This is a genomic window from Mycobacterium sp., assembly GCF_965229105.1.
Taxonomy (GTDB): domain Bacteria; phylum Actinomycetota; class Actinomycetes; order Mycobacteriales; family Mycobacteriaceae; genus Mycobacterium.
In genome coordinates this window covers 1,677,221-1,701,800 of sequence record NZ_OZ245858.1, presented here as the reverse complement: position 1 = coordinate 1,701,800, position 24,580 = coordinate 1,677,221, and the positions used below count along the sequence as shown (strand labels likewise).

The 24,580-nt window shown below is 65.2% G+C and carries 25 protein-coding genes, 1 tRNA gene and 1 pseudogene; 14 read left to right on the top strand and 13 right to left on the bottom strand.

Annotated elements, in window-relative coordinates:
* The 3 genes from ADBZ9O_RS08250 to ADBZ9O_RS08240 form a co-directional block, all read right to left on the bottom strand.
* A complete protein-coding gene (locus ADBZ9O_RS08250; protein ID WP_526532957.1) occupies window positions 1–1,269 on the bottom strand; it encodes a H(+)/Cl(-) exchange transporter ClcA in 1,269 nt (422 codons plus the stop codon).
* Window positions 1,270–1,336: 67 nt separating this feature from the next.
* Window positions 1,337–2,716 (bottom strand): amino acid permease, encoded by a 1,380-nt coding sequence (locus ADBZ9O_RS08245; protein WP_526530124.1) that lies wholly within the window; start codon window positions 2,714–2,716, stop codon window positions 1,337–1,339.
* An 11-nt stretch (window positions 2,717–2,727) separates the two neighbouring features.
* A complete protein-coding gene (locus ADBZ9O_RS08240; RefSeq protein WP_526530122.1) occupies window positions 2,728–4,341 on the bottom strand; it encodes an amidohydrolase in 1,614 nt (537 codons plus the stop codon).
* A 96-nt stretch (window positions 4,342–4,437) separates the two neighbouring features.
* Between ADBZ9O_RS08240 and ADBZ9O_RS08235 the strand changes: the two genes are divergently transcribed.
* From ADBZ9O_RS08235 to ADBZ9O_RS08210, 6 genes are read left to right on the top strand one after another with little or no spacing between them, the layout of a single operon-like run.
* The gene (locus tag ADBZ9O_RS08235) at window positions 4,438–5,763 is read left to right on the top strand and encodes an NAD(P)/FAD-dependent oxidoreductase (protein ID WP_526530120.1); all 1,326 of its coding nucleotides are present in this window, start codon (window positions 4,438–4,440) and stop codon (window positions 5,761–5,763) included.
* On the top strand, window positions 5,760–6,521 hold the full coding sequence (locus tag ADBZ9O_RS08230) for a DUF1365 domain-containing protein (protein WP_526530118.1): 762 nt from the start codon (window positions 5,760–5,762) through the stop codon (window positions 6,519–6,521). The genes ADBZ9O_RS08235 and ADBZ9O_RS08230 overlap by 4 nt, the downstream gene beginning before the upstream one ends.
* A complete protein-coding gene (locus tag ADBZ9O_RS08225) occupies window positions 6,518–7,792 on the top strand; it encodes an SAM-dependent methyltransferase (protein ID WP_526530116.1) in 1,275 nt (424 codons plus the stop codon). The genes ADBZ9O_RS08230 and ADBZ9O_RS08225 overlap by 4 nt, the downstream gene beginning before the upstream one ends.
* Complete coding sequence (locus ADBZ9O_RS08220) at window positions 7,789–8,592, top strand: DUF1295 domain-containing protein (RefSeq protein ID WP_526530114.1); 804 nt, start codon at window positions 7,789–7,791, stop codon at window positions 8,590–8,592. The genes ADBZ9O_RS08225 and ADBZ9O_RS08220 overlap by 4 nt, the downstream gene beginning before the upstream one ends.
* A gap of 1 nt (window position 8,593) precedes the next feature.
* Complete coding sequence (locus ADBZ9O_RS08215) at window positions 8,594–9,208, top strand: RNA polymerase sigma factor (RefSeq protein ID WP_526532955.1); 615 nt, start codon at window positions 8,594–8,596, stop codon at window positions 9,206–9,208.
* On the top strand, window positions 9,205–9,948 hold the full coding sequence (locus tag ADBZ9O_RS08210; protein WP_526530112.1) for an anti-sigma factor: 744 nt from the start codon (window positions 9,205–9,207) through the stop codon (window positions 9,946–9,948). The genes ADBZ9O_RS08215 and ADBZ9O_RS08210 overlap by 4 nt, the downstream gene beginning before the upstream one ends.
* Here ADBZ9O_RS08210 and ADBZ9O_RS08205 read toward each other — a convergent pair.
* Both ADBZ9O_RS08205 and ADBZ9O_RS08200 read right to left on the bottom strand, forming a co-directional pair.
* The gene (locus tag ADBZ9O_RS08205) at window positions 9,941–10,987 is read right to left on the bottom strand and encodes a carboxylate-amine ligase (RefSeq protein ID WP_526532953.1); all 1,047 of its coding nucleotides are present in this window, start codon (window positions 10,985–10,987) and stop codon (window positions 9,941–9,943) included. The genes ADBZ9O_RS08210 and ADBZ9O_RS08205 overlap by 8 nt on opposite strands.
* A gap of 19 nt (window positions 10,988–11,006) precedes the next feature.
* Window positions 11,007–11,180: a CsbD family protein gene (locus ADBZ9O_RS08200; protein ID WP_526530110.1), complete on the bottom strand. Its 174-nt coding sequence runs from the start codon at window positions 11,178–11,180 to the stop codon at window positions 11,007–11,009.
* A 60-nt stretch (window positions 11,181–11,240) separates the two neighbouring features.
* Here ADBZ9O_RS08200 and ADBZ9O_RS08195 point away from each other — a divergent pair, with 60 nt between their 5' ends.
* Complete coding sequence (locus ADBZ9O_RS08195; RefSeq protein WP_526530108.1) at window positions 11,241–12,056, top strand: TIGR03621 family F420-dependent LLM class oxidoreductase; 816 nt, start codon at window positions 11,241–11,243, stop codon at window positions 12,054–12,056.
* On the opposite strand, the gene ADBZ9O_RS08190 is transcribed toward ADBZ9O_RS08195, so the two are convergent.
* Window positions 12,053–12,241, bottom strand: a complete 189-nt coding sequence (locus ADBZ9O_RS08190; RefSeq protein ID WP_526530106.1) for a CsbD family protein — start codon at window positions 12,239–12,241, stop codon at window positions 12,053–12,055. The two genes, ADBZ9O_RS08195 and ADBZ9O_RS08190, sit on opposite strands and share 4 nt — an antisense overlap.
* 86 nt (window positions 12,242–12,327) lie before the next feature.
* On the opposite strand from ADBZ9O_RS08190, the gene ADBZ9O_RS08185 reads away from it, so the two are divergent.
* Window positions 12,328–12,403 (top strand) — tRNA-Arg (locus ADBZ9O_RS08185).
* Window positions 12,404–12,446: 43 nt separating this feature from the next.
* Window positions 12,447–13,445 carry a DUF8686 domain-containing protein gene (locus tag ADBZ9O_RS08180; RefSeq protein WP_526530104.1) on the top strand — a complete coding sequence of 333 codons (999 nt, stop codon included), beginning with the start codon at window positions 12,447–12,449 and terminating at the stop codon, window positions 13,443–13,445.
* On the opposite strand, the gene ADBZ9O_RS08175 is transcribed toward ADBZ9O_RS08180, so the two are convergent.
* Complete coding sequence (locus ADBZ9O_RS08175; RefSeq protein ID WP_526532951.1) at window positions 13,432–14,082, bottom strand: GAF and ANTAR domain-containing protein; 651 nt, start codon at window positions 14,080–14,082, stop codon at window positions 13,432–13,434. The two genes, ADBZ9O_RS08180 and ADBZ9O_RS08175, sit on opposite strands and share 14 nt — an antisense overlap.
* A 166-nt stretch (window positions 14,083–14,248) precedes the next feature.
* On the opposite strand from ADBZ9O_RS08175, the gene ADBZ9O_RS08170 reads away from it, so the two are divergent.
* Together ADBZ9O_RS08170 and ADBZ9O_RS08165 are read left to right on the top strand one after the other, a co-directional pair.
* On the top strand, window positions 14,249–15,451 hold the full coding sequence (locus tag ADBZ9O_RS08170; RefSeq protein ID WP_526530102.1) for an acetyl-CoA acetyltransferase: 1,203 nt from the start codon (window positions 14,249–14,251) through the stop codon (window positions 15,449–15,451).
* Between the two features lie 13 nt (window positions 15,452–15,464).
* Window positions 15,465–16,945 (top strand): annotated as a pseudogene (locus ADBZ9O_RS08165) (carotenoid oxygenase family protein).
* Here the strand turns inward: ADBZ9O_RS08165 and ADBZ9O_RS08160 are convergent.
* From ADBZ9O_RS08160 to ADBZ9O_RS08145, 4 genes are read right to left on the bottom strand one after another with little or no spacing between them, the layout of a single operon-like run.
* A complete protein-coding gene (locus tag ADBZ9O_RS08160; protein ID WP_526530100.1) occupies window positions 16,942–17,517 on the bottom strand; it encodes an LpqN/LpqT family lipoprotein in 576 nt (191 codons plus the stop codon). The pseudogene ADBZ9O_RS08165 and the gene ADBZ9O_RS08160 sit on opposite strands and share 4 nt — an antisense overlap.
* 59 nt (window positions 17,518–17,576) lie before the next feature.
* A complete protein-coding gene (locus tag ADBZ9O_RS08155) occupies window positions 17,577–18,179 on the bottom strand; it encodes a GNAT family N-acetyltransferase (RefSeq protein WP_526530098.1) in 603 nt (200 codons plus the stop codon).
* Window positions 18,176–18,604 carry a hypothetical protein gene (locus tag ADBZ9O_RS08150; RefSeq protein ID WP_526530096.1) on the bottom strand — a complete coding sequence of 143 codons (429 nt, stop codon included), beginning with the start codon at window positions 18,602–18,604 and terminating at the stop codon, window positions 18,176–18,178. The genes ADBZ9O_RS08155 and ADBZ9O_RS08150 overlap by 4 nt, the downstream gene beginning before the upstream one ends.
* Window positions 18,605–18,625: 21 nt before the next feature.
* Window positions 18,626–20,206 (bottom strand): ABC-F family ATP-binding cassette domain-containing protein, encoded by a 1,581-nt coding sequence (locus ADBZ9O_RS08145; protein ID WP_526532949.1) that lies wholly within the window; start codon window positions 20,204–20,206, stop codon window positions 18,626–18,628.
* Between the two features lie 166 nt (window positions 20,207–20,372).
* Here ADBZ9O_RS08145 and ADBZ9O_RS08140 point away from each other — a divergent pair, with 166 nt between their 5' ends.
* A complete protein-coding gene (locus ADBZ9O_RS08140) occupies window positions 20,373–20,813 on the top strand; it encodes a cupin domain-containing protein (RefSeq protein ID WP_526530094.1) in 441 nt (146 codons plus the stop codon).
* On the opposite strand, the gene ADBZ9O_RS08135 is transcribed toward ADBZ9O_RS08140, so the two are convergent.
* Window positions 20,799–21,527 carry a 3-keto-5-aminohexanoate cleavage protein gene (locus ADBZ9O_RS08135; protein ID WP_526530092.1) on the bottom strand — a complete coding sequence of 243 codons (729 nt, stop codon included), beginning with the start codon at window positions 21,525–21,527 and terminating at the stop codon, window positions 20,799–20,801. The genes ADBZ9O_RS08140 and ADBZ9O_RS08135 overlap by 15 nt on opposite strands.
* Before the next feature lie 27 nt (window positions 21,528–21,554).
* On the opposite strand from ADBZ9O_RS08135, the gene ADBZ9O_RS08130 reads away from it, so the two are divergent.
* Complete coding sequence (locus ADBZ9O_RS08130) at window positions 21,555–23,276, top strand: NAD-binding protein (protein ID WP_526530090.1); 1,722 nt, start codon at window positions 21,555–21,557, stop codon at window positions 23,274–23,276.
* Here the strand turns inward: ADBZ9O_RS08130 and ADBZ9O_RS08125 are convergent.
* Window positions 23,257–24,150: an amidohydrolase family protein gene (locus ADBZ9O_RS08125; protein ID WP_526530088.1), complete on the bottom strand. Its 894-nt coding sequence runs from the start codon at window positions 24,148–24,150 to the stop codon at window positions 23,257–23,259. The genes ADBZ9O_RS08130 and ADBZ9O_RS08125 overlap by 20 nt on opposite strands.
* A gap of 16 nt (window positions 24,151–24,166) precedes the next feature.
* Between ADBZ9O_RS08125 and ADBZ9O_RS08120 the strand changes: the two genes are divergently transcribed.
* On the top strand, window positions 24,167–24,577 hold the full coding sequence (locus ADBZ9O_RS08120; protein WP_526530086.1) for a DUF6325 family protein: 411 nt from the start codon (window positions 24,167–24,169) through the stop codon (window positions 24,575–24,577).
* The last annotated feature ends 3 nt before the right edge of the window (window positions 24,578–24,580 follow it).

Sequence of the window (24,580 nt, the reverse complement as noted above, 5' to 3'; positions counted from 1 at the left end):
CTATGCGCGGGTGAGACCGGGTTCGGGAGGCATCCGTTCCCGAAGGCTGTCATAGATCGGCGGCGACCTCAGAAGTTCCGCCGCCAGCACTGCGGCAGCGGTGGCCGCCAGCATCGGCACGAGCACCGACGTCGTGGCGGTCATCTCGACGACGAGGACGATTCCCGTCACCGGCGCCCGGACCGTTGCCGCGAAGAACGCCGCCATTCCCACGATCGCCATCGGTACTGCCAGTGCGGCCGTGTCACCGGGCCACCCAGTCTGCTGCAACACAAAACCGAAGCCACCGACGAACAGCAGTCCCCACAGCGCGCCAACCGCAAGAAGAGGGGCAAACAGACCGCCAGGTACGGCAGCGGCGTACGACAGCGGGCCGGCCACAAACCGCAACGCCAGAAGTCCGATCACCACGGGCAGGATCATCGAATTCCCACCGAGAATCGATTGCGTCAGCGTGTCACCGCCGCCGACTGCAAGCGGTTGGATGAACATCATCAAGCCGATCAGTGCGCCTATCGCGGCCGCCTTGACCTCTGAGGGCACACCGGAGAGCAGCTTCACCCGGTCGACGAACCCCAATGTCAACCGGTTGTACAGCGCGCCAAGGCATCCGGTCGCCAATCCGAAGACGATGAACAACGGAAGCCACCCCAGAGCGGGTGAGGCAACTCCTTGCACCAGGAAATCTGGATGATCCCCGACCACCAGCCGCGAGCAGCCCACCGCCGTGGCAGCGGCGAAGGCAGTGGCCAGCACCGTCTGCAGCCGAAAGGATTTCGTCACCTCTTCGAGGGTGAACAGGGCGCCGCCGATGGGCGCGTTGAAGGCGACGGCCAGGCCGGCACCGCCGACGGCGGTCTGCAACATGCGCACGGTGCTATCGGAAAACCGGGCGCATCGCGCGACAGTCGCCCCGACCGCCGCACCCATGTGCACCGTTGGTCCCTCACGGCCCAACACCAGACCCGAACCGATCCCCAGGACCCCGCCGGCGAACTTGGCGGGAAGCAGGCGCAGCACCGGGGGTGCGGCGTCCCCTCGATACACCGCCTCGACGTGTTGGATCCCGCTGCCTGCCGCCAACGGCATCCACCGCACCACCGCGGCAGCAAGTGCCGCACCGACAGCGGTCGCGGCCATCGGGATGAGCCAACCCGGTCCCGGCAGCTGATGCGCCCACTCGGACAGATCCACCCGCAACACGTCAGCTTTTTGAAGACACCAGCGGAACGCGCCGCCGATAAAGCCGATGAAGACCCCGGCGATCATGGCGGCGACGCAGACCAGTGCCAATTCTCCCGCGCCGCCCGGAGGTTCGGAATCCTGACTCGAAATGCTATTCCTCCAGAGCGAGAACCGGCGTCGGGCGTTGGAATCCGCGGGTGACGAAGAGCAACCATGCGAAACCGATTGCCAGCCAGATGATTCCGACCTTCAGCGTCAACCCGGACAGACTTGTCCACAGCCACGCCGTCAGCAGGAAACCGATCGCCGGAAGCACCACGTTGAGCAACACTCCGAGCAGACCGCGTTCACCCTGATCGACAAAGTAGTGCTTGATCACCGTCAGGTTGACCGCCGAGAAGGCCACCAGCGCACCGAAGCTCACGATAGAGGCCAGGAAGTCCAATTTGATCCAGATCGCGGCCAGCGAGATCACCGCCACCACCAAAATGGCCAGCGCCGGCGTTGCGAAGCGCGCCAGAATTCGGCCGAACACCTGCCGCGGGAGAATACCGTCGCGCCCCATCGCGTAGAGGATTCTGGCCACCGAGGCCTGTGACGTCAGCGCCGATCCGATGCAGCCGGCAATGTAGGCCGCTGTGAAGAAGGTGTTGAGGAACTGCCCGCCTGCGGCGGTCATCACATCCAGCGAGCCCGAGTCGACGTCGGCGAAGTTGTTCGACGGGAACACGATCTGTGAGACGTACGACAGCAGCAGGAAGATGAGCCCGCACACCACCGTGGCGATCATGATGGCCTTCGGCACACTGCGTCTGGGGTCCTTGGCTTCCTCCGAGAGCGTCGACACCGCGTCGAAGCCCAGGAAGGACAGGCACAGGATCGCCGCTCCGGCAAAGATCGGGCTGATCTCGCGCACACTGCCGTCACCGACGAAGGGCGCCATCAGGTTGACCGTGCCGCTCCCGGATGTCGCCGCAATCGCCATCGCCACGAACACCACGATGAAGACGATCTGCACCGCCAGCAGCACGAAGTTGGCCCGCGCCACCGAAACGATGCCCACGATGTTCAACCCGGTCACCAAGGCGATGGAGAGCAGAATCCACACCCACGGTGGCACAGCGGGTATCGCGGCACCCATGTAGATGCCGATGACCAGATAGTTCAGCATCGGCAGGAACAGGTAATCGAGCAGCAGCGACCAGCCGGCCAGGAAGCCGATCGGCGCACCGAACGATTTCTGGGTGTAGGCGTAGGCGGAGCCCGCCACCGGGTAGGCCCTGGCCATTCGGGCGTAGGACCAGGCGGTGAACACCATCGCCGCGAGCGTCACCAGATAGGCGTCCGACAACCGGCCGCCGGTCATCTGGGTGACGATGCCGTAGGTGGTGAAAACCGTCAGCGGCACCATGTAGACCATGCCGAACAGCACCAGGGCAGGGACACCAAGAGCGCGGCGCAGATGGCCGTCTCCAGCGTCGGTGCCCTCGGGGATGGTTGACACGGGCGGGGACGACTCTGCGCTGGACATTAACGCTCCTCTCAACCGGCGGGGTGCACCTGCGTTCCCCGAAGAAAGGTTCCTCGAACCTCGAGATCGGGCACCGCAAGTGCAGGAGTTTCGCGGGGATCATTGTTGAGCCACACCAGATCCGCGCTAGCGCCGGGGACGATGGTGCCCCACGCCGGGCCCGTCTGTCCCGCGAATGCCTGTTCGGCCACTCCGGCGGTGTACGCCGTCAGCGCCCGCTCCATGGTCAGGATCTCCTGCGGCGTCCAGCCGCCGGCAGGTTCGCCGTCGGCGGTGCGACGGGACACCGCGACGGCGATCCCGTCGAGCGGTGCACCCGACGACACCGGCCAATCCGAACCGAAGGACAACGCGCCCGCGGTGTCGATGGTCTTCATCCGGTATTGCTTGGCGGAGCGTTCGGGCCCGAGCCGCGGCACGGTCAGCACGTTCATCAACGCATCGAGTTGTGCCCACAGCGGTTGCATGTTGGCGGTGACGCCGAGCGCAGCGAACCGGCCGAGGTCGGCATCGTCGACCAGCTGCGCGTGGGCGATCACCGGACGACGGTCCCGTGGCCCGTTTGAGGTGATCGCGTACTCGATCGCATCGAGCGCCTGACGGGCCGCCGCGTCGCCGATGGCGTGGATGTGGATCTGGAATCCGAGCTCGTCGACCCGGCGGGCGGCCTGCGCCAGGCTGTCACCTTCCCAGACCTGCATACCGTGGCTGTGCAGGCCCGAACAGTACGGCGCCAGCAGCGAACCGGTCTCGTTCTCCACCACGCCGTCGGCGAAGAATTTGACGGTGTTGGCGGTCAGCAGCGGTGATCCCGCGTCGAGGACGCGCTGCCGGGACTCGGCAAACGTCTCGACCTGAGTGTCGAAGTAGCGTGGGTCGGCGTAGAAGGCCAGGTTGAACCGGACCCCGAGCGCATCCTGTTTCGCCGCCTCGATGTAGACGTCGATGTCTTCGGCGTTGACCCAGGCGTCCTGCACCCACGTCACCCCGCGCGCGAGGTAGTAGTCGGCCGCCGTGCGCAGGGCACCGACCTGGACATCCAGGGGTCGGGGCGGGGCCGCGTTCAACACCAGATCCACCGCCCCCCACTCGCGGAGGGTGCCGAGCACCGAACCATCCTCACGATGGACGATCTCGCCCAGCGCCGGGTCGGGGGTATCGGCGTCAATACCGCAGCGGCGCAACGCTTCCGAGTTGCACCACACGGTGTGGTAATCCCAGGCCCGCAGCACAACCGGGCGATCGGGGACGGCCTCGTCGAGCCAGCGCGCGTCAAAGAGCCCTTCCGGTGCCAGGCTGCTGTCGTAGGAGGCGCCGGTGATCCACTCCTCGTCGGGATGCGCCTCGGCGTATGCCTTGACCGCGGCCACGATCTCGGCGACCGAACTGCATGGCCGCACCCGCGGACCGACCGCCTCCAACCCGCCTGGCAACGGGTGGGCGTGACCATCGCCGAAGGACGGCATCAGGAAGCCGCCACCGAGGTCGACCCGGTGCGCGCCGTCGGCATCGCGGCGTGCGTCCTCACCCAATGCCCTGACCAGCCCATCCACCACCAGAAGTGCGTCGCTGGTCTCGCCAGTCCCGGTCCAGATGGTGCCGCCGTCGAAGATCGTCGATGTCATGGGCCAACGTTAACTTCGACCAGACCAACTCTCTCGTCGGAGGTCACCCATCCGCTGCGGTCCCGGCTCCGAATGCAGGGGGTGCAAGGAACACACATGAGCGGACGTTCAATCGCCGTGATCGGTAGCGGGGTCGCGGGCCTGACCTCTGCCTATCTGCTCTCCGGTCAGGATCGAGTCACGCTTTACGAGGCGGACACCCGCCTGGGCGGCCACGCCCACACCCACTTCCTCGACGACGGGGACGGCAACATCGTCGGCGTCGACTCGGCTTTCCTGGTCCACAACGACCGCACCTACCCGACATTGTGTCGCCTGTTCGGGGAGCTGGGCATCGCCACCCGCGATACCGACATGTCGATGTCGGTATCGGCCAGGGGCCACCGGTTCGGCGACCTCGAATTCGCCGGCGCACGCGGGATAGGCGGACTCTTCCCCACCCCTGCCAACCTGGTTCGGCCCCGCTATCTTCGAATGCTCGCTGAGGTCAAGAGATTTCATCGCACCGCAACCCGGTTGCTGAGGGACGCCGAGACCAACACCGGCGCCGTGGATCACGCCGAAACCGTCGGCGAGTTCGTCGCGCGGCACGGGTTCTCCCAGTACTTCGTCGACAACTTCCTGACCCCCCTGGTGGCTGCGGTGTGGTCCTGTGGGCCCGGTGCCGCACTGAACTATCCGGCCCGCTATCTGTTCGTGTTCCTCGAACACCACGGCATGCTCACCGTGTTCGGCTCGCCGACCTGGCGCACAGTGGTCGGGGGTTCGGCCACCTATGTCGAAGCCATCGCCGACCAGCTCTACGAGATCCGCGCCGGACAGGCTGTTCGTACCGTCCGGCGGGTACCTGACGGTGTCCTGATCACCGGCACCGACGGCCACGAAGAAGAGTTTGATGCCGTCGTCATCGCCACCCATCCCGATCAGGCATTGACCATGCTGGCCGAGCCCACTTCGGCCGAACGGTCGGTGCTCGGTGCAATGCCCTACTCCACCAACCACGCCCAACTGCATACCGACGAATCAGTGCTGCCCACCCATCGGCGCGCACGAGCGTCCTGGAACTACCTGACCGCGGCGGGCCGGGACGACTCCGATGTCCTGGTCACCTACGACATCACCCGGCTCATGCGGTTGACCGGACCACTGCGGTTCCTGGTCACCCTCGGTGGCCGGGACCGCGTCGACCCCGGCTCAGTACTGGCCGAAATGACGTATCACCATCCCCTTTACACGCCAGAATCGGTTGCTGCCCAACAGCTTCTGCCCACCTTGAACGATGACCGCATCGTCTACGCCGGCGCTTACCACGGCTGGGGTTTTCACGAGGACGGCGCGGCGTCCGGGTTACGCGCCGCGCGCCACCTCGGCGCGGACTGGCTAGCAGTCGGCCATCCCCAGCGTGCGGCGGTGACCGCATGAGCGCGCCGGCCATCTACCGCACCCGGATCACGCACCTGCGCCGAGCGCCCGTGCACCATTACTTCGAGCACAAGAGCTACAGCTGGTACGTCGATATCGACGACCTGCCGAAGCTGCCGAGCTGGCTGAGGCCGTTCGCCCGCTTCGAGGCGCGTGATCACCTGCAGCCACCGGAAACCGGGGTGGAAGACACCCTGCGCACCCGGGTCAACGCTTTTCTGGCCAGCCATGACGTGCACCTGCCCGGCGGGCAGGTCACCGCCCTGATGCAGGCCAGGGTGCTCGGCTACGTGTTCAACCCGCTGAGCATCTTCTGGTGCCACGATGCGCACGGCGCCCTGCGGGCCGTGGTGGCCGAGGTGCACAACACCTACGGCGGTCGACATGCCTATCTGCTCCCGCCGGACGAGAGCCGCGCGGTCATGGTCACCAAAAAGCTGTATGTGTCACCCTTTAACAAGGTCGAGGGCTACTACCTGGTGCGGGCCCCGCGCCCAGCCGCGGAGCTGGATGTGACGATCTCGCTGCATCGCGATCACCAGCCGGCCTTCGTCGCGACGATGCGCGGTAAACGGCTCAAAGCGGGCATCGCATCGATTGCCCGGATGCAGTTCGCCGCCCCGATGGCTCCGCTGATGGGCGCGTTGGGGATTCGCGTTCAGGGAATTACCCTCTGGCTGCGTCGCGTGCCGCTGGTACCGCGCGAACCTGTCACCGCGCTGGCGCCTGTCGAGCACGAGAAAGTGAACCAGTCGTGAGCCTCGAAGCCACCGGAACACGCTCTGGCGTCATCGATTCCGCCCGTTGGCCGGGGGTGGCCAAGGTGCCGGCCGGACCCGTCGCCGCCCTGTCGGCCAAAGTGGCGACAAACTTGCTGCACCGGGCCGCGCAACGACTACCGCTGCGACTGGCCTACCCGGACGGTACGGTGATCGGCGCCGCCGACCCGACCCTGCCGACCCTGGTGCTGCACAACCCCGACCGGTTGGCCCGCCGGATCGGCCGCAGCGGTCTGATTGGCTTCGGCGAGTCATATATGGCGGGCGAATGGACGTCCGACGATCTCGCGGGTGTGCTGACAGCGTTCGCCACCTCGGTCGCCGATCTGGTGCCACGCACACTGCAGCGGATGCGCCCGATCGCCTTGGCACGTCAACCCCGTTCACAGCACAACAGCCGAGACCAGGCCAAGCGCAACATCTCTGAGCATTACGACCTGTCTAATGAGCTGTTCGCCGAGTTCCTCGACGAGACCATGACCTACTCAAGCGCGTTGTTCGACCACCTGCCGGCGACCCATGAACAGCTCGCCGATGCACAGCACCGCAAGATCGACCGCCTATTGGACTGCGCCAACGTCGGGCCGGGTAGTCGCGTGCTGGAGATCGGCACAGGCTGGGGCGAGCTGTGCCTGCGCGCCGCCGGGCGCGGTGCCCACGTCAGGTCCGTGACCCTATCGACCGAGCAGCAGCGTCTGGCCCGCCAGCGCGTCGCGGCGGCCGGGCTGACCGACCGGGTAGAGATCGACCTGTGCGACTACCGCGATATTGAGGGCCGCTACGACGCCGTCATCTCCGTCGAGATGGTCGAGGCAGTCGGATATGCCTTCTGGCCAACGTATTTCCAGACCCTTGATGACTTGGTTACACCGAACGGCCGGGTGGCGATCCAGTCCATCACCATGCCTCACTCGCGGATGCTGGCCAGTCGCAACACCCACACCTGGATTCAGCGCTATATCTTTCCCGGCGGACTGCTGCCGTCGACCGAAGCCATCGTCGGGACCACTGAGCGCTACACGTCACTGCGCACCGTGGACATGTTCTCGCTGCGCGCGCACTATGCCGAGACGTTGAGACTGTGGCGCGAACGTTTTGTCGAGCGTCGAAATACCGTGTCCGCATTGGGCTTTGATGATGTCTTCCAGCGGATGTGGGAGCTGTACCTGGCGTACTCGGAGGCCGGGTTCACTTCCGGCTATCTCGATGTCTACCAGTGGACCTTCGCACCGAGCGGAGGCCGCTGGTGAACCTGCTCATCGTCTCCGCCGCCTCGCTGGCCGCCGTGCTGCTCGTTTTCGCGGTGACATTCGCCATCGGCCGCCGGATCGGGCGCTACAACGTCGTCGATGTGGCCTGGGGTCTCGGCTTTGTGGCGGTTGCCGCTGTCGCTGCTGCTGTCGGTACCGGTGATCTGCTGCGTCGACTGCTGCTTCTGACGGTGGTGGCGGTGTGGGGACTGCGATTGGCCTGGCATATGCACGGCAAATCGGCCGGTAAGGGTGAAGACCCCCGCTACGCAAACCTGCTGCACGACGATTTCTCACCCACCAACGTGCTCACCAAGATTTTCGGCACCCAGGCCGCTGCGACCTGGTTCGTCTCGCTGCCGCTGCAGGTGTCGGCCGCAGCGGGCCCCACCCCGACGGCATTGCTGCCGGTGCTGGCGCTCGGGGTCGCGGTGTGGCTACTCGGAGTCGTCTTCGAGGCACTGGGCGATCATCAACTGCGGGTCTTCAAGGCCGATCCGTCGCATCGGGGTCTGATCATGGATCGCGGTCTGTGGTCCTGGACCCGCCATCCAAACTATTTCGGCGATGCCTGCGTGTGGTGGGGTATCTGGCTCATCAGCCTCTACGGCTGGCCCGCGGTGGCGACGGTGCTCTCACCCGCCCTCATGACGTACTTCCTGGTCTACGCCACCGGGGCGCGACTCACCGAGAAGGTCATGGCCGATCGACCGGGTTTTCGCGAGTACTGCTCTCGTACCTCATTTTTCATACCTCGACCGCCCTCGACCCGGGCCAAAACACGGTCGGATAGTGGATAGCATGAACGTGATCGCCGCATCGCCGGTTAGGCTACCGCTCGATGGAAGGCTCACAGACTGGCTCACCGAGTTGAGCGCCGACCTCGACGCACTCTTGCGGCGGGTGGCTCGGCAGGACACCGCTGCCTTCGCGACCTTCTACGACAGCACCCGCGCACGGGTATATGGCCTGGTCACCAGGGTGCTGCGCGATCCCGGGTACAGCGAAGAGACCACCCAGGACATCTACCTGCAGGTTTGGCGTTCTGCCCACACGTTTGACCCCACCGCCGGCTCCGCTCTGGCCTGGCTCATGACGCTGGCCCACCGCCGCGCCGTGGACCGGGTGCGCTCCGAGCAGGCGGCCAGCAACCGGGAGTCGCGCTACGGCGCCTCGACGGTGGAAACGGCCGCCGACCATGTCAGCGATTCGGTGATCCTGCTCGACGAGCGGCGCCAGGTGGTGACCTGCCTCGACAGCCTGACCGACCTGCAACGTGAGTGCATTCAACTCGCCTACTACGACGGTCTGACCTACGTGCAGGTTTCTGACCGGCTTGCCGCCAATCTGGCCACCATCAAATCGCGCATGCGTGACGGCCTGCGCAGCTTGCGCAATTGTTTGGGGATGCCATGACGACCCCGTCGCAACCCACCGGCCCCATCGACAACGATCTCCTCGATCTGGTGACCCCGTATGCCTTGCACGCGGTGTCCGACGACGAGCGCGACGATATCGAGGCCCGGGTCGCCGCAGCCCGCCCATTCACGGCGGATGCCTTCTTCGACGAGGTCAGGGCCATCCGTGAGGCGATGGCCACTGTGTCGGCGGCGACGGCTCTTGAGCCACCGACCGAGCTACGGGACCGCATTTTGGCCTTGGCGGCCGACGATAATGTCACGGCGCTGCCCACCGGGCGGTCCACGGACGCGGGTCGACGGCGTGGTCTGCTGGCCGTGGCGGCCGCACTGGTGATCGGCCTTGGCGCCGTCGGCGTCGGGATCGCGGTCCGACCGTCGGTCCCGACGGTATCCACCGCCCAAGAGGTCTTCGGTGCGCCCGACGTCCGCACCATCTCCGGGGAAATTCCCGGCGGTGGCACAGCGACGCTGGTGTTCTCCCGCGATCGCGATGCGGGCGTTCTGGTGATGAACAACGTCACCCCGCCGTCGGCAGGCACGGTGTACCAGATGTGGCTTGTCGGCAATGAGGGTGCGCACTCTGCCGGTGTGATGGATGCCAAGGCGGTATCGCCGTCGACGACTGCGGTCCTACCGGATCTCGGGGATTCGACGGCATTGGCGTTCACCGTCGAACCGGGTGCAGGTTCAACCCAACCGACCGGCGACGTGTTCGCCAAATTGCCACTCACCTGACGGTCGCCGCGGCAACCTCGGCGACCACATCGCGGATGTCGCCGCGCTGCTGAAAGGCCCGTCGCTGCCGGGCGGCGCCGTTGCCGTCACGCTTGACCGCAGCGAGTTCGGCGCGCACATAGTCGTACTCGCCGAGCGCATCCAACGCGGGCGCCAGCAGGTCGACAAAATCCTGACCCACCTCGTCGACCCCGTAGCGCGCCGCCCGCCAATAGGCGGCTCGCAGCACGTGATCGTGTACCCGCGGTTCGGGCTCGCCACGTTCGATCGCGGTCAACGCCGTCATTACTGCGGCGCGGATCAAGGTGGCCAGCAGCACCGTCTCGGCTGCGGTGGCCGGCACATCGGCGACCCGCACCTCGACTGTCGGGAAACTGGCCGACGGCCGGGCATCCCAATAGACCATCCCGTCATCGAGCATGGTGCCCGCGTCCTGCATCAACTCCACCTCGGCGTCGAACTCCGCGGCCGACGCCAGGTGTGGCGGTGGACCTGCACTGGGCCACCGGGCCCATAAGATGCTGCGCCAGCTGGCGTAGCCGGTATCGGCGTTGCGGTAGATCGCCGAGTTGGCGCTCAACGCCAAAAGCTTTGGGAGCCAAGGTCGCAACCGATTGCAGACGTGGACTGCGACCTCCCGGTCGGGCACCGCGACATGAACATGGCATCCACAGATGCCCTGCTCGTGCGCGATCATCCCGAACCGCTCCGCAATTTTGTGATAGCGGGGTTTATCGGTGATCGGGAACTCGTGCGGCACTGTCGGTGGCAAGCCGACCGCCAGCAGTTGGGCGCCACAATGGTGGGCGGCCGACGCGGCGGCAGTGCGGAGCCGGGTGATTTCGCTCAGCAGTTCGGTGCGGGTATCCAGCACATCCGTGGCCGTTTCGACCTGACATGTGGTCAGCTCCAACTGAAGATCTACACCGTGTTCAGCGGCGCGTCGCGCCACCTCGACATTCTTGGGTACCGGAGCACCACTGTGGGGGTCGATGAGGAGAAACTCCTCTTCGACCCCCACAGTTGGATGCTGGCCCAGCTCAGTTGCTATTTCAGCCTCAGTGCTTGAAGGCGTCTTTCACTTTTTCGCCGGCGCCCTTGAGGTCGGACTTCGCCTGATCGCCCTTGCCCTCATTCTCGGTTGACTTGTCGCCCGTGGCCTTGCCCAAGGTCTCCTTGGCCTTACCCGTGACGTCTTCGACAGCGTTCTTTGCCTTATCTAGTGCACTCATGGCGAATGTGTTGACCGATCCGCGTCCGCCCAAACATCGGCAGTCGTAACATCGACGCCGATGACTAACAACCTGCGCTTCGGGGTCGGTATCAGAGCTTTCACGACGCGGGCCGAACTCCAGGAAACCGCAAGGCGTTACGAGGATTTCGGCTTCGATGTGCTGAACATCCCCGACCATCTCGGTGCACCTGCACCCTTCCCGGTGTTGGCCGCGGTGGCTCAGGTCACCTCGACGGCCCGCCTTGGTACCTATGTGCTCAACGCCGGGTTTTATAAGCCAGCACTGCTGGCCCGCGACGCCGTCGGTGTCGATCTGCTCAGCGACGGCCGGCTCGATCTGGGGCTGGGTGCGGGGTATGTCCAGGCCGAGTTCGAAGCGGCCGAATTGCCGTTCCCCAGCGCCGGAAGCCGGGTCGACTATCTCGAGCACGTGACCCGGTATGTGGTGGAGCGGCACAGCAGCATTCCGCTGCTGATCGCGGGTAACGGTGATCGCGTCCTGACCATCGCAGCCCGGTACGCACACATCATCGGGCTGACCGGTTCGGGTAAGGCCGTGGCGGATCCGCTGGCCGAACGGGTGGCCTTCGTTCGCGCCGCCGCCGGGGACCGCTTCGACGGCCTGGTGCTGAACATTTCGATTACGGCATCACCGTCGGACAGTTCAGGGATGCCGGATCTGCGATTGACGCGGCGTTTTGCGCCGCATATGTCCGACGAACAGCTACTGGCGATGCCCGGGGTGCTCTCGGGCACGCCGCGGGATATCGCCGACAAGCTACGCGGGCTGCGCGACACCTACGGCCTGACCTATTTCACTGTGCAGGACAACCACGCGGAGTACTTCGCCAAGGTGATTGCGGAGTTGCGCTAGAGACGGCGTCTCCGGGGGCGGAAGGCGTCCTTGATCTTCTCGCCGGTGGTCTTCACATTGGCCTTGACCTGATCGACCTTGCCTTCGTTCTCCAACCGACGGTTACCCGTCGTCCTCCCGAGGTTTTCCTTGACCCGACCGGCGTACTTGTCGAGCTTGTTCTTGGCCTTATCCGCTGTGCTCATGCCGCGTCGGGTTTCCTGCGTTCACGCTGGCCAAACATTCTCGGTACAGCTACCGGTACGTCGCCGGGTACACTGCGTTCCGGTCCGCCCCCGTAGCTCAGGGGATAGAGCACGGCTCTCCTAAAGCCGGTGTCGCATGTTCGAATCATGCCGGGGGCACCACGTTCGTCTCCCCGATTCCGCAGGCGCTCCCTAAGGTTGGGCCATGGTCAAGCGCCTCGCCACGCACGCGGTTCACCTCCGACGCGGCGCCAAGGTCGTCATCACGTTCGCGGTGTTGGTCAGTCTTGTGGTGGCAGGCAGTCTGAGCATGTACTTCCCCACCCGTAACACCCAGAGCGAGACGACGTTGTGGGGCGATTACGACAATCCCAATCGCGTGAGCATCCTGGCGTGGCTCACCCGCGTCGACCCCGCGGGTTCGGTCATTCAGGTCACCATCACCGATGTCCAGCCCAACGGCGACCTGGCGGACGCCAACGGGTTCTTCCGCGACGATGCCAACCTGTACTCGCTGACGTCGTTGCAGGAGGTGAACACCCCGCTGAAAAAGGGGGACTACGTACCGTCGATTGAGCAGCGGTACACCGTGAGTGGCTTGGTGACCGATTACCCCTTCGACCGCTACCACGCATCGCTGGAATTTCATGTCTGGGGCGGGCCCGATAACACCGAGCTGCCTGTCGATGTCACGTACTACAGCACCGACCCATTCTTCGCGATCACCCCGAGCGTCGGCGATTCCGAAAACAACACGGGCCTCGATCTCGAACTGCAGATGCGAAGGAGCACACCGACCCTGGTCTACGCGACCTTTGTGATGGTGTTGATGCTCGGCTTGGCCGTTGCGGCGGCGACGGCGGGCTACTACGCCGTGAGATGGCGAAAAGGCTTGGTATTCCCCGCCTGTTCGATGATGGCGGCCATGCTCTTCGCCCTCATTCCGCTGCGTAACGCGGTGCCCGGCAGCCCGCCGATCGGGTCCGTCATCGACTTCGGGTCATTTTTCATCTCCGCGATCATCATCGCGATCTCACTGATCACCGCGGTGCTCTTCGGGTATCGCATCCAACTGGGCAAGGACCGCGACGATGACGAACGCGACCTCATCGATGAGGAACTGGCCGACCTGGAGCTGGAACGAGCTCGCTTGCTGGCAGAAAAGCACGCGGCCGGCAAGCCCGCCGACCTCAGCTCCCCCTAGTGTCGATCACACGCTGGGCGACATCGACCAATTTCTCGTTCGCCGATTGTGAGAGCTCCCGCAGCATCTCGAACGCGCGGACGGCGTCGACGCCGTAGCGCTCCATGATGATGCCCTTGGCCTGGCCGATGAGGTCACGATTGGTCAGGGCCGACTGCAGCTGATCGCCTTGGCGACTAGCCAGGATGGCAGCGGCGGCATGCGCGGCCAGCACGGAGCCGACGGCTTCATCCTCGGCGTCGAACGCATTAGGTTCGAAGCCGAAGATGTTCAGAGCGCCGGCGTTGCGGTTGGTCGTGTACAGCTTGAATGACAGCGCACTTCGCACGCCGAGCTTGAGCACATCGGCGGAGTAGTGCGGCCAGCGCTGCTCGCGCTGAAAATCATCGGTCCGCACGATCAGCTCGTCGACGGCGGCTTCGATACACGGCCCCTCGCCGTGCTTGACCTGCAAACGGTCGATCTCGAACATCAGGTCCGTGGTGGCCGCGTGGGTCTCGTACTTCTCACCCTTGGTGAACAACAGAAATCCGGACGCATCGGCTCCAGGCATGACCTCGAGAACCGATTTGGTGACCCCCGCCAGCACGTCAGGAAGGGGTAACGGCATGGCGAGCTGCCTGGCAAGTTCGGCCATCCGAACCGCCAAGTCAGCATTCGACTCGGACCTCACGGCCCCACTGTCGCACACACACGCACATGGGTCACGTTTGCGGCTGAGATCGTCGGGTAAAGCGTTCGCCAGGCCTCGTCGGTTCAGACCACGTGCCGGCGGGGCCGTCCCGGGAGTAGCGTCGCATTTCATGACGGCGGGCATCTGGATCCTCGGGGGTTATCAGAGCGACTTTGCGCGCAACCTCACCAGAGAAGGTCTGGACTTCGCGGACCTGACCAGCGAGGTCGTCGACCAGACGCTGACCGCCGCGAAGATGGACGGCTCGATGATCGAGGTCGTCCACGTCGCCAATGCATTCGGCGAAATGTTCGCCCGCCAAGGGCACCTCGGGGCCATGCCGGCCACCGTCCGCGACGACCTGTGGGACACCCCGGCCACCCGCCACGAAGCGGCCTGCGCGTCGGGCAGCGTCGCCACCCTCGCCGCGATCGCGGACCTACGTTCCGGCGCCTATGAGACCGCTCTGGTCGTCGGTGTCGAACTGGAGAAGACAGTCCCGGGCGATATCGCCGCAGCGCACCTCGGCGCGGCCGCCTGGACCGATCACGAGGGCAACGAAGCGACGTTCCTCTGGCCGTATATGTTCGCCAAGGTCGCCGACGAGTACGAGCGGCGCTACGGCCTCGACGACGCACACCTCCAGGCGATCTCAGCACTCAATTTCGCCAATGCCCGGCGTAACCCGAACGCGCAGACCCGCGACTGGAATCTCGACGGCGCGGCCAACCCCGTCGTAGAGGGCCGGTTACGCCGCTTTGACTGCAGCCAGATGACCGACGGTGGCGCGGGCATCGTCCTGGTCACCGACGCGTACCTCCGCGATCACCCGGACGCGCACCCGGTCGCCCGTATCGACGGGTGGGGTCACCGCACGGTGGGTCTGGGGTTGCAGCAGAAGTTGGACCGCTCCGCCGATGATCCGTACCTGCTGCCACACGTGCGCAGCGCTGCGCTCGACGCCATGCGCCGCGCGCAGCGCACCCTCGACGATATCGACGGTTTCGAGGTGCACGACTGTTTCACCCCCAGCGAGTACATCGCGATCGACCACATCGGGTTGACCGGCCCCGGCGAATCCTGGAAGGCCATCGAGAACGGGGAGATCGAGATCGGCGGCCGGCTGCCGATCAACCCCAGCGGCGGGCTGATCGGCGGCGGCCACCCGGTCGGTGCTACCGGAATCCGCATGCTGGTGGACGCGGCACGGCAGGTCAGCGATAGCGCGGGCGACTATCAGGTCGAGGGTGCAAAAACGTTCGGCACCTTGAATTTCGGTGGCAGCACCGCCACCACGGTCAGCTTTGTGGTCGGCACAGTGACGACGAACTGATGGAGGCGAACTGATGGATATCGATGTGGTGGGTAAGTACCTGTCGACCCTGCCCGATAACGACGACCACCCCTACCGCACCGGCCCATGGCGTCCGCAGACCTCCGAGTGGGACGCCGATGATCTGGCCCCCACCGAGGGTGAGATCCCGCGCGACCTCGACGGTGTCTATCTGCGCAATACCGAGAACCCCCTACATCCGGCGCTGAAGTTCTATCACCCGTTCGACGGGGACGGCATGGTGCATGTGGTCGGTTTCGGTGACGGAAAAGCGTTCTACCGCAACCGGTTCGTCCGCACCGACGGTCTGATGGCCGAAGGGGAGGCCGGGGGTGCGCTGTGGCCGGGGCTGGCCGAACCGGTACAGCTGGCCAAACGTGAGCACGGCTGGGGCGCCCGCACCTTGATGAAGGACGCCTCAAGCACCGATGTCACGGTGCACCGGGGGGTGGCACTGACCAGTTTCTATCAGTGCGGCGACCTGTACCGCCTTGACCCGATGACCGCGGAGACGTTGGGTAAGGAAAGCTGGAACGGCCGCTTCCCGGATTGGGGCGTATCGGCGCACCCGAAGGTCGACGACGCCACAGGCGAACTGCTGTTCTTCAACTACAGCAAACAGGCACCGTATATGTCTTACGGCGTGGTGGACGATAACAACGACCTGGTCCACCACATCGACGTCCCGCTGCCGGGTCCACGGTTACCGCACGATATGGCATTCACCCGAAATTACGTCATCCTCAACGACTTTCCGCTCTTTTGGGATCCGGAGCTGTTGAAGGCCGATATCCACCTGCCGGGGTTCCATCGGGATATGCCGTCGCGGTTTGCGGTCATCCCCCGCCGCGGCAGCACCGAGGACATCCGCTGGTTCGAGGCCGACCCCACCTTCGTCCTGCACTTCGTCAACGCCTATGAGGACGGTGACGAAATCGTGCTCGACGGTTTCTTCGAGGGGGACCCAACCCAGCCGATACTGGTTCCGGCGACAAATGGGAGCGGGCCTTCCGGTATCTCGCGCTGGATCGGTTGCAGACCAGATTGCACCGGTGGCGGTTGAACCTCGTCACCGGTACCGCAAAAGAGGAACCGCTGACCGACAGCATCACCGAATTCGGCATGATCAACGCCGGCTATGCGGGCCGGGAGTACCGCTACACCTACGCGGCGACGGGCAAACCCGGCTGGTTCCTGTTCGACGGCCTGGTCAAACATGATGTGAAAACCGGTGCTGAGGAACGGTATTCATTCGGCGACGGCGTGTACGGCAGCGAGACCGCGATGGCGCCACGGGTGGGCGCGACAGCCGAGGATGACGGTTACCTGATTACGTTGGTCACGGATATGACCGACGACTCGTCGTACTGCCTGGTCTTCGACGCCGCAGGGGTTGCCGACGGCCCGGTATGCAAACTGCCACTGCCCGAACGGATCTCCAGCGGGACGCACTCGACCTGGGCGCCGGGCAGCGAACTTCGGCGCTGGATCTAGCTGGGGACGCTGACTGCGAAGCCCTGGAGGATGGTCTCGGAGTCGGCGGCGAACGTCGGGTTCTTATCATCGGCTGAGCCGATGGTGAGGGTGGTCAGGTAGGTCTTGTCTTCCGACTCGACCACCACCCCAAGCACTTTGGCCCGCCGTGGCGCGATCGAACCCATCGCAGGTGCGGTGTAACTGATGATCGCCGACGGATACCCACATTGGGTGCCGTCCTCATACGTCACATTGGTGGCTTTGAGCTGAGTCTCCAGATTGGACCGCTGACTGTCGAGGATTTCCTTCGGGGATTGCGTGTTGTTGGACACGGATTCGAACGTGACGACGGCATTCGCGGCGAAGTTATCGGCGACCAGGCTCTTGTTCACCATCACAAACCGGATGATCTTCGAGTCGAGCTCTGTCTTGCGCTCCCACCCCTGCGGCTGCGGGATGCTCAGTTTGGGTTCATCCGGGTTTGTCGACTTGATATCGGTCATCGGGGCCGACACCTCGGTGCAGCTGCGGTCGGCGACGGCGGTACCGCCGGTCGTGGGGCCACATCCGGTGAGCAAAACCAGCGTCATCGCGGCAGAACCCACACAGGAGAGAACAGATCGCATACCTGCCATCACATCACAGCCGGCTAGGTGTCATGGCGCGCCAGGCGGAAGCGCAGATTGTTCCGCACCGCAGGCCATTCGATATCCAGGATGGAGTAGACCATGGTGTCGCGCCGCGATCCGTCGGGTAACAGCTGGTGGCTGCGCAGCACACCGTCGAGTTTCGCCCCGAGCCGCTCGATGCCCGCGCGGCTGGTCGAGTTGAAGAAATGCGTGCGGAATTCGACGGCCACACAGCCCAGCGTGTCGAAGGCGTGTCCGAGCATCAGCAATTTGGTCTCGGAGTTCACCCCGGTCCGCCGCGCCGACCCCGAGTACCAGGTGTGCCCGATCTCCAGGCGGCGGTTCGGCGCGTCAACGTGGAAGAAACTCGACGAGCCGACCACAACACCATCGGCCAGGCGCCGGACCACGTAGGTAACCCCCTGATCACCGGCCTGGATACCCAGCAGCTTGTGCACCCAGGCCTCGGCGGTCTGCGGCGAGGGCGCGGTGGTGAACCACAGTGACCCGCCGTCGCCGTCACCGGCTGCCGTGGCGATCTCGGGGATATGTTCTTCTGTCAACGGCTCCAACACGACCCACCGCTGGCCGGTCAGCGTCACCGGTTCGACGAATCGGGTCACGCCGACCGGCTCCCGAACAGGGCCTCGACAAGCGCCCACACCGAGAAGGCGATCGCGCCGAGCGCACCCGCCGCCGCGATGTACAGACCATAGGACGCCGACACCGGCGGGCTGACGTACAGATGGAAGTACCATCCGGTCAACGCGGCGATCAGCAGCGAAAGCACCAGTGCACCAGTCGAAGCCGCTTTGACAGACAGGCCACGTGCCGTCATCGCCCCGGCGACCAGCAGCGTCGAGGTCAGCAGGACGATGAGTTGGCCCGCACCGAAGCCGTGACTGAGTTCGAGGCTGCCTGCCGTTCCGCCGATGGCGTTGGCGCGGCCCCCACCCAGGGCCGACGTCGTCAGCCACGGCAGCCACACGCTGACCGCAACGATGGCCGCGCACAGCGTGACTAACCAACCGGGACGCAGGCGGGCCATAGTGCAAGACCCTATCGGTCTTCACCTGAGTTGACCCGGTCGCGCCATGGTCAGTGTCCGGGTCAGTTCCAGCCGCGCCAGGAAAGCGTCATCGTGGCTGACCACGATCAGCGCCCCGTGATACGCCCGGAGTGCGTCCACCAGCTGGTCGACACTGGCGATGTCGAGGTTGTTGGTCGGCTCGTCGAGCACGACCAGCTGCGGCGACGGGTCGGCAAGGAGCAGCCGGGCCAACGCCACCCGAAAGCGCTCTCCACCAGAAAGACTCGCCACCGCGCGGTGCACGCTGTCGCCGCGGAGCAGGAACCGGGCGAGCTGCCCGCGGATGCGTTCGGCATCCGCCGTGGGCGCGGCGGCACGCACAGCGTCTAGAACAGTGACGTCATCGCCGAGCCCGTGTGCTCCGTCCAGGCGCTGCGGTAGATAACCAACCCGGTCGGTGAACAGCTTGCCCGCCGCCTGCTCCTCCGAGCGCAGCAGCGCCTGCAGAAACGTCGTCTTACCCACGCCGTTGGGGCCGACGACCGCGATCCGTTCCGGTCCCTGCACGACGAGCGTGCGGTCGACGCCGCGCAGCTCGGCGATGGTGCGACCGGCGGGCACCTCAGGATCGGGTAGCTCGATGCGGACGTGTTCGTCCTCGCGTACCCGCGCCGATGCCTGGTCAAGGGCGGCCTGCGCGCCCCGGACCCGGTCGTCGAGCCCGGTGCGCAGCCGGCCTGCCGATACCTGAGCTGCCGAAGCGCGCAGGTTTGCGACGATCTTGGGCACCCGCTTTTGCTCGTAGGCCTTCTTCGCGGTGCGATTGCGACTGGCCAGTTTGGTTTCGGCTTCGACCCGCTGGCGTTTCTCGACCTTGACCGCCTGCTCTGCGGTGCGGGCTGCCGCAGCCGCCGCGGCCTGCTCGATCTCAAGGTGCCGACGCCACTGGGTGTAGGACCCCCCGAAAACCGTGAGACGACCGTCGTAGAGCTCCGCGGTGTTGTCCATCTCGTCGAGCAGGGCGGTGTCGTGGCTGACCACGACCAGGGTGCCTGGCCAGCCCGCCACAGTGCGCGATAACGCGGCGCGGGCACCCCGGTCGAGATTGTTGGTCGGCTCGTCGAGCAACGTGACCGGCGTGCGCACCAGGCGCAGGCCGGTGATCGCCACCAGCATCGCCTCACCGCCGGAGATGGCGCCGACCTGCCGGTCGATGTCGAGCCCGTCGAGTCCGATTTCGTACAGGGCGGCCTGGGCTCGGGTCTCGATATCCCAGTCGTCGCCGACGGTTTCGAAATGCTGATCGGCCGTGTCACCGGTTTCGATGGCCCGCAGGGCGGCGAGCTTCGCACTGATCCCGAGGAGATCGGCGATCGTGCTGTCGGCTTGGCTGGTGAGGGTCTGCGGCAGATAGGACACCGCGCCGGTGGTCTGGATGGCACCGGTGGTGGGGGTCAGCTCGCCGGCAATCAGCCGCAACAGCGTCGACTTACCCGAGCCGTTGGCGCCGACCAGACCGGTGCGGCCGGTAGTGAACGCGCCGGTGATGGCCGATAGTGCGACGTCGCCGTCGGGCCAGGTGTAGCCGACCTCAGTGAGGGTGACGGCGGTGGCGGTAATGGACACAGTGCTCCTGCGTTTTCAGATGCGTTTGCGCTGAAAACGGAGCCAGATAGACAGGCCGACGGTATTTCAGCGCGCGGACGGCGCGGAACCGTTGATGCCTGTCATGGTTTCCAAGGTAACCGCGAGCCTCGACCGCACGCAACCGGTTTACGCTCAACCGATGAGTGACCTCCCCGACTGGGCACAGGAACTTCAGCTGGCACCGCACCCCGAGGGCGGCTGGTTTCGGGAAACCTGGCGCAGCGAGTTGACCTTTCCCCAGTCGGCGCTCCCGCCCGCTTACACCGGGCCACGCAACGCCGGGACCGCAATCCTGTTCTTGCTCATGCCAGGTCAGCAATCGGCGTGGCATACGGTGCGCAGTGCCGAGCTGTGGTTCTACCACCGCGGCGGCCCGCTGCTGCTGGAGATCGGCCGCGAACAGTCAAGTGCCACAATGCATCTGCTGGGCAGCGATATCGCGGCCGGGGAGAATCCGCAGATTCTGGTACCGCCGGGACAGTGGCAACGAGCCGTTCCCCGCGACGACGAGCCCTGCCTGGTCAGCTGTGTGGTGGTGCCGGGCTTCGACTTCGCCGATTTCGCGCTACACGCGCCCTAGTATCTCGACAGCCGCTGCCACCAGCGCGGCATTACCCGGTGCGACGGAACCGTCGGGCAGCGCCAGGGTGTCTTCCATCCCGATCCGGGTCTGCACACCGCGTCGCCCCGCATGCGCCAGCAACGGCCAGCAGCTGTCGTCGAGACCGTGGAGCAGCGTCGGGGCGGGTGAGTTCGCGGCGGCCACCAGGTCGAGAAGCTCATCGGCGAGCGCGATATCCGCATCGGGCTGCAGTTCGAGCATCACCCGCAGGCAGTGCCGGGAGATATCGGATTGTGCCCACGACTGCGCCGCTTCGGCGTCGAAGATGCCGACCTCGACGCCCATCCCCATCCCGAGCAGCACCTCGGCCAGTTCGGGGGAACCGGGCTCGTGCCAGTTCAGCGAGGTGAAATCGGGAAGCACCGTCCACGCGCGGATCGCGGCGAGCCGCTCGGCGGCGTCGGGCAGCGCCCAGTAACCGGTGGTCACGCCCACCGGCAGCCCCGGCTTGGCGCGCCGCACCGCGTTCACTGCCGCCGCGACGGTATCGGGCAGCAGGGAGTCGCGCCCGTCGGCTGTTTTCGGATGCATGTGCACTACCTGCGCTCCCGCCGCATGCGCCGCGACCGCTTCGGCGGCCAGCTGCTCCGGGGTGATCGGCAGATTGGGGTGCGCATCCGGGGTGCGAGCACCGTTGATAGCTGCTTCGACGAAGGTCTTTGATCCGCTCATCTGCCCATTTTCGCTTAATCTCTGACCATGAGAGGCCACACCATCGTCTGCGGCGACGACGCGCTGGGCCTGCGCATCATCGAGGAGCTGCAGAACGCAGGCACCGAGGTCGTCGTCGTCGACAGCGCCGTCGGCCTGGCCGGCGCAGGCGTTGCGGATGCCACCGCCGTGATCTGCGCCGACGACGATGATGCCCTCAACCTCGAAATCGCTTTGTTGGCAAGGGAACTGAGCAGCGAGGTGCGAATCGTGGCGCGGCTGGCCAACAGCGTGCTGCGCGAGGCGGTAGCGAACGGGAACGGCCCAGGGGCCATCCTGGACGTCGCCGACCTGGCCGCGCCGTCAGTGGTGGAGGCCTGCCTCAACCGCACAACGCACACCGTCACCGCAGGCGGTGTCGACTTCGTCGTCTCCGGCACCGATGCCCCCCGCAACGGCACCCTGCGCGAAATCTACGGCGATCTGGCCCCGATCGCGGTCGTGCATGGCGAGAATTCCCTGACCCCAGGCGAGGTGGCCGCCTGCCCAGGCCGTGACATGCGGGTCCGGATGGGCGACTGGACCGCGATGATCGGCACTCGCGATGAACTGGAGGCCCAGGGCATCGCCGTCACCAAGGCGACCACCGCACCGTCGCAGCGCCGCCGCCCCCTGTCGACCCGCCTACTGAATGGGGTGCGCGCGTTCCGTGATGACGTGAATCCGCTGTTCTTCCGGGCGCTGGCCGCGTCACTGACGCTGTTGTTCGGATCCTCGCTCCTGCTGCGGTTCGCCTATAACAAACCGGGGATGAGCTGGATCGACGCGCTCTATTTCTCCACCGAGACCATCGCCACCGTCGGCTACGGCGACTTCAGCTTCGTCGACCAACCCACCTGGCTACGGCTGTTCGGCATTTTGCTGATGTTCGCCGGTGTCACCACCACCGCGGTCGTGATGGCGTTCGTCGCCGACCTGTTGCTGTCGCGGCGCATCGGGCGCAACGCCGGCCGACGCAAGGTGCGTGAACTCAACGAGCACGTCATCGTCGTCGGCCTCGGCTCATTCGGTATCCGGGTGGTCGCCGACCTCAAAGCGGCCGGCCATGACGTGGTGGTGATCGAACGCAGTGAATCCAACCGTTACCTGGCCACCGCGGCGGCGCTGGATGTCCCGGTCATCTTCGGTGACGCGACGCTGCGCCAGACGCTGGAGGCGGCCAGGATCGGCGACGCCATTGCCGTGGCCGTGCTGACCCCCGACGATATGGTCAACATCGAGACCGGCATCATGCTGCGCGAACTGCTGGGCGCGCGGTGGATGAAATCGGCTGACAGCCATGGTGTTCCGGTGGTGTTGCGGGTCTACGACCGGGCCCTGGGAGCGGCCGTCGCGCATCGGTTCGGATTCGAGAACGTCCGCTCCACCGTCGAGTTGGGCGCTCCCTGGTTCATCGGCGCCGCGATGGGCCTTGAGGTCATCGGCACCTTCTCGGTGGGCCAGCGTTCGTTCATGGTGGCCGGGGTCCAGGTCGAAACCGGCAGTGAACTCGACGGTATGCGGATGCTCGATATCTCCACACAGACCCGCGTCATCGCGATCTCGACGCTGGGTCAGCCCATGACGCTGCACCCACGCCGCGACACGCGCCTCGCGGCGGGCGATACCGCATATCTCGTCGGGCCTTACCGGGAACTGCTGGAGACCCTGGGTAAAGGGCAACGGAGCGAAGGGCCGGGCGCGCGGCCAACTACGTTGGCGGCAAATTGATTCCGAGCACCCGCAGGGCGTTCTCTTTGTACACCAGCGGTTCGATCGCGGTGTCGAGCTCGAGGGTGGCGAAATCCTTGCGCCAGCGGTCGTACTGGATGTAGGGGTGATCGGTACCGAACAGCACCTTGGTGCGTAGTTGCCTGCCGATGGCTCGAACCAGCTGCGGTGGAAAGTATTTGGGTGAATAGCCGGACAGATCGATGTACACATTCGACTTGTGCATGGCGATGGCGATCTGTGAATCCACCCAGGGCACTGCGGGATGGGCCATCACGATGGTGAGCTCAGGGAAGTCCGCCGCGATGTCATCGAGCAGCATCGGGTCCGAGTACCGCAATTTGATCCCATGGCCGCCCGGCAGGCCCGAGCCGATACCGGTCTGACCGGTGTGGAAAAGGGCGGGCACGCCGGCATCGCAGATCGCCTGGTAGATCGGGTAGAACCGGCGATCGCCAGGTTCGAAAGCCTGCATGCTGGGATGGAATTTGAAACCCCGAACACCGTGTTTGTCGACCAATTCGCCGACCCGGCGCACGGCCGCTTTCCCTTTCCACGGGTCCACACTGCCGAATGGGATGAGCACGTCGTTGTTGCGCGTCGCACCGGCGATCAGCTCGTCCACCGAATTGGGCGGGTGCCCCGTGCCCGATTCGGCGTCGATGGTGAACACCACGGCCGCGGCATTGCGATCCCGGTACTGCTGCGCCAGGTCATCGATGGTCGACGCGGTATCGGCGGACATCTTGAAGTAAGTCCTCGTCGCGTCCACCAACTCGTCGTCATAGGCCTTATGCCCGTGCGAGTCGATCTCGACGTGGGTGTGAAAATCGATGGCATCGACTGCTGCGAAATCGACTCCGTACTCGTACACCTGGTACACATTAGGCGTGCCTGAAACTCACCTCGGACCCGTCGACTATGTCGTCGTCGAGTTCACCGATACGGCTGCCGTTCGAACCGGGTTCGACCGTCTCGTCGGCCTGGTGGACGCAGGGCGGATTCGCGTGCTCGATCTCGAATTCATCCACAGTATCGACGGGGTGGCCAGCACCATTCCGGCTCATCGCGTCGGAGCCGAGTTCGCCCAATTCGACGGTGCGGCATCAGGCTTGCTGGACCGCCACGATCTGGACTCGGTGGCCGCCGATCTGACCGCGGGTGCCATGGCCGCGGTGTTGGTGTACGAGGAGTTGTCGATCGTCAGTGTGCTCGACGCCTGGGAGTCCGGCGGCGCGACGATCCTGTCCGAGGGCCCGGTTGATCTCGACGATATCGATTCCGCGCTGGAAGGGGCCTGACGA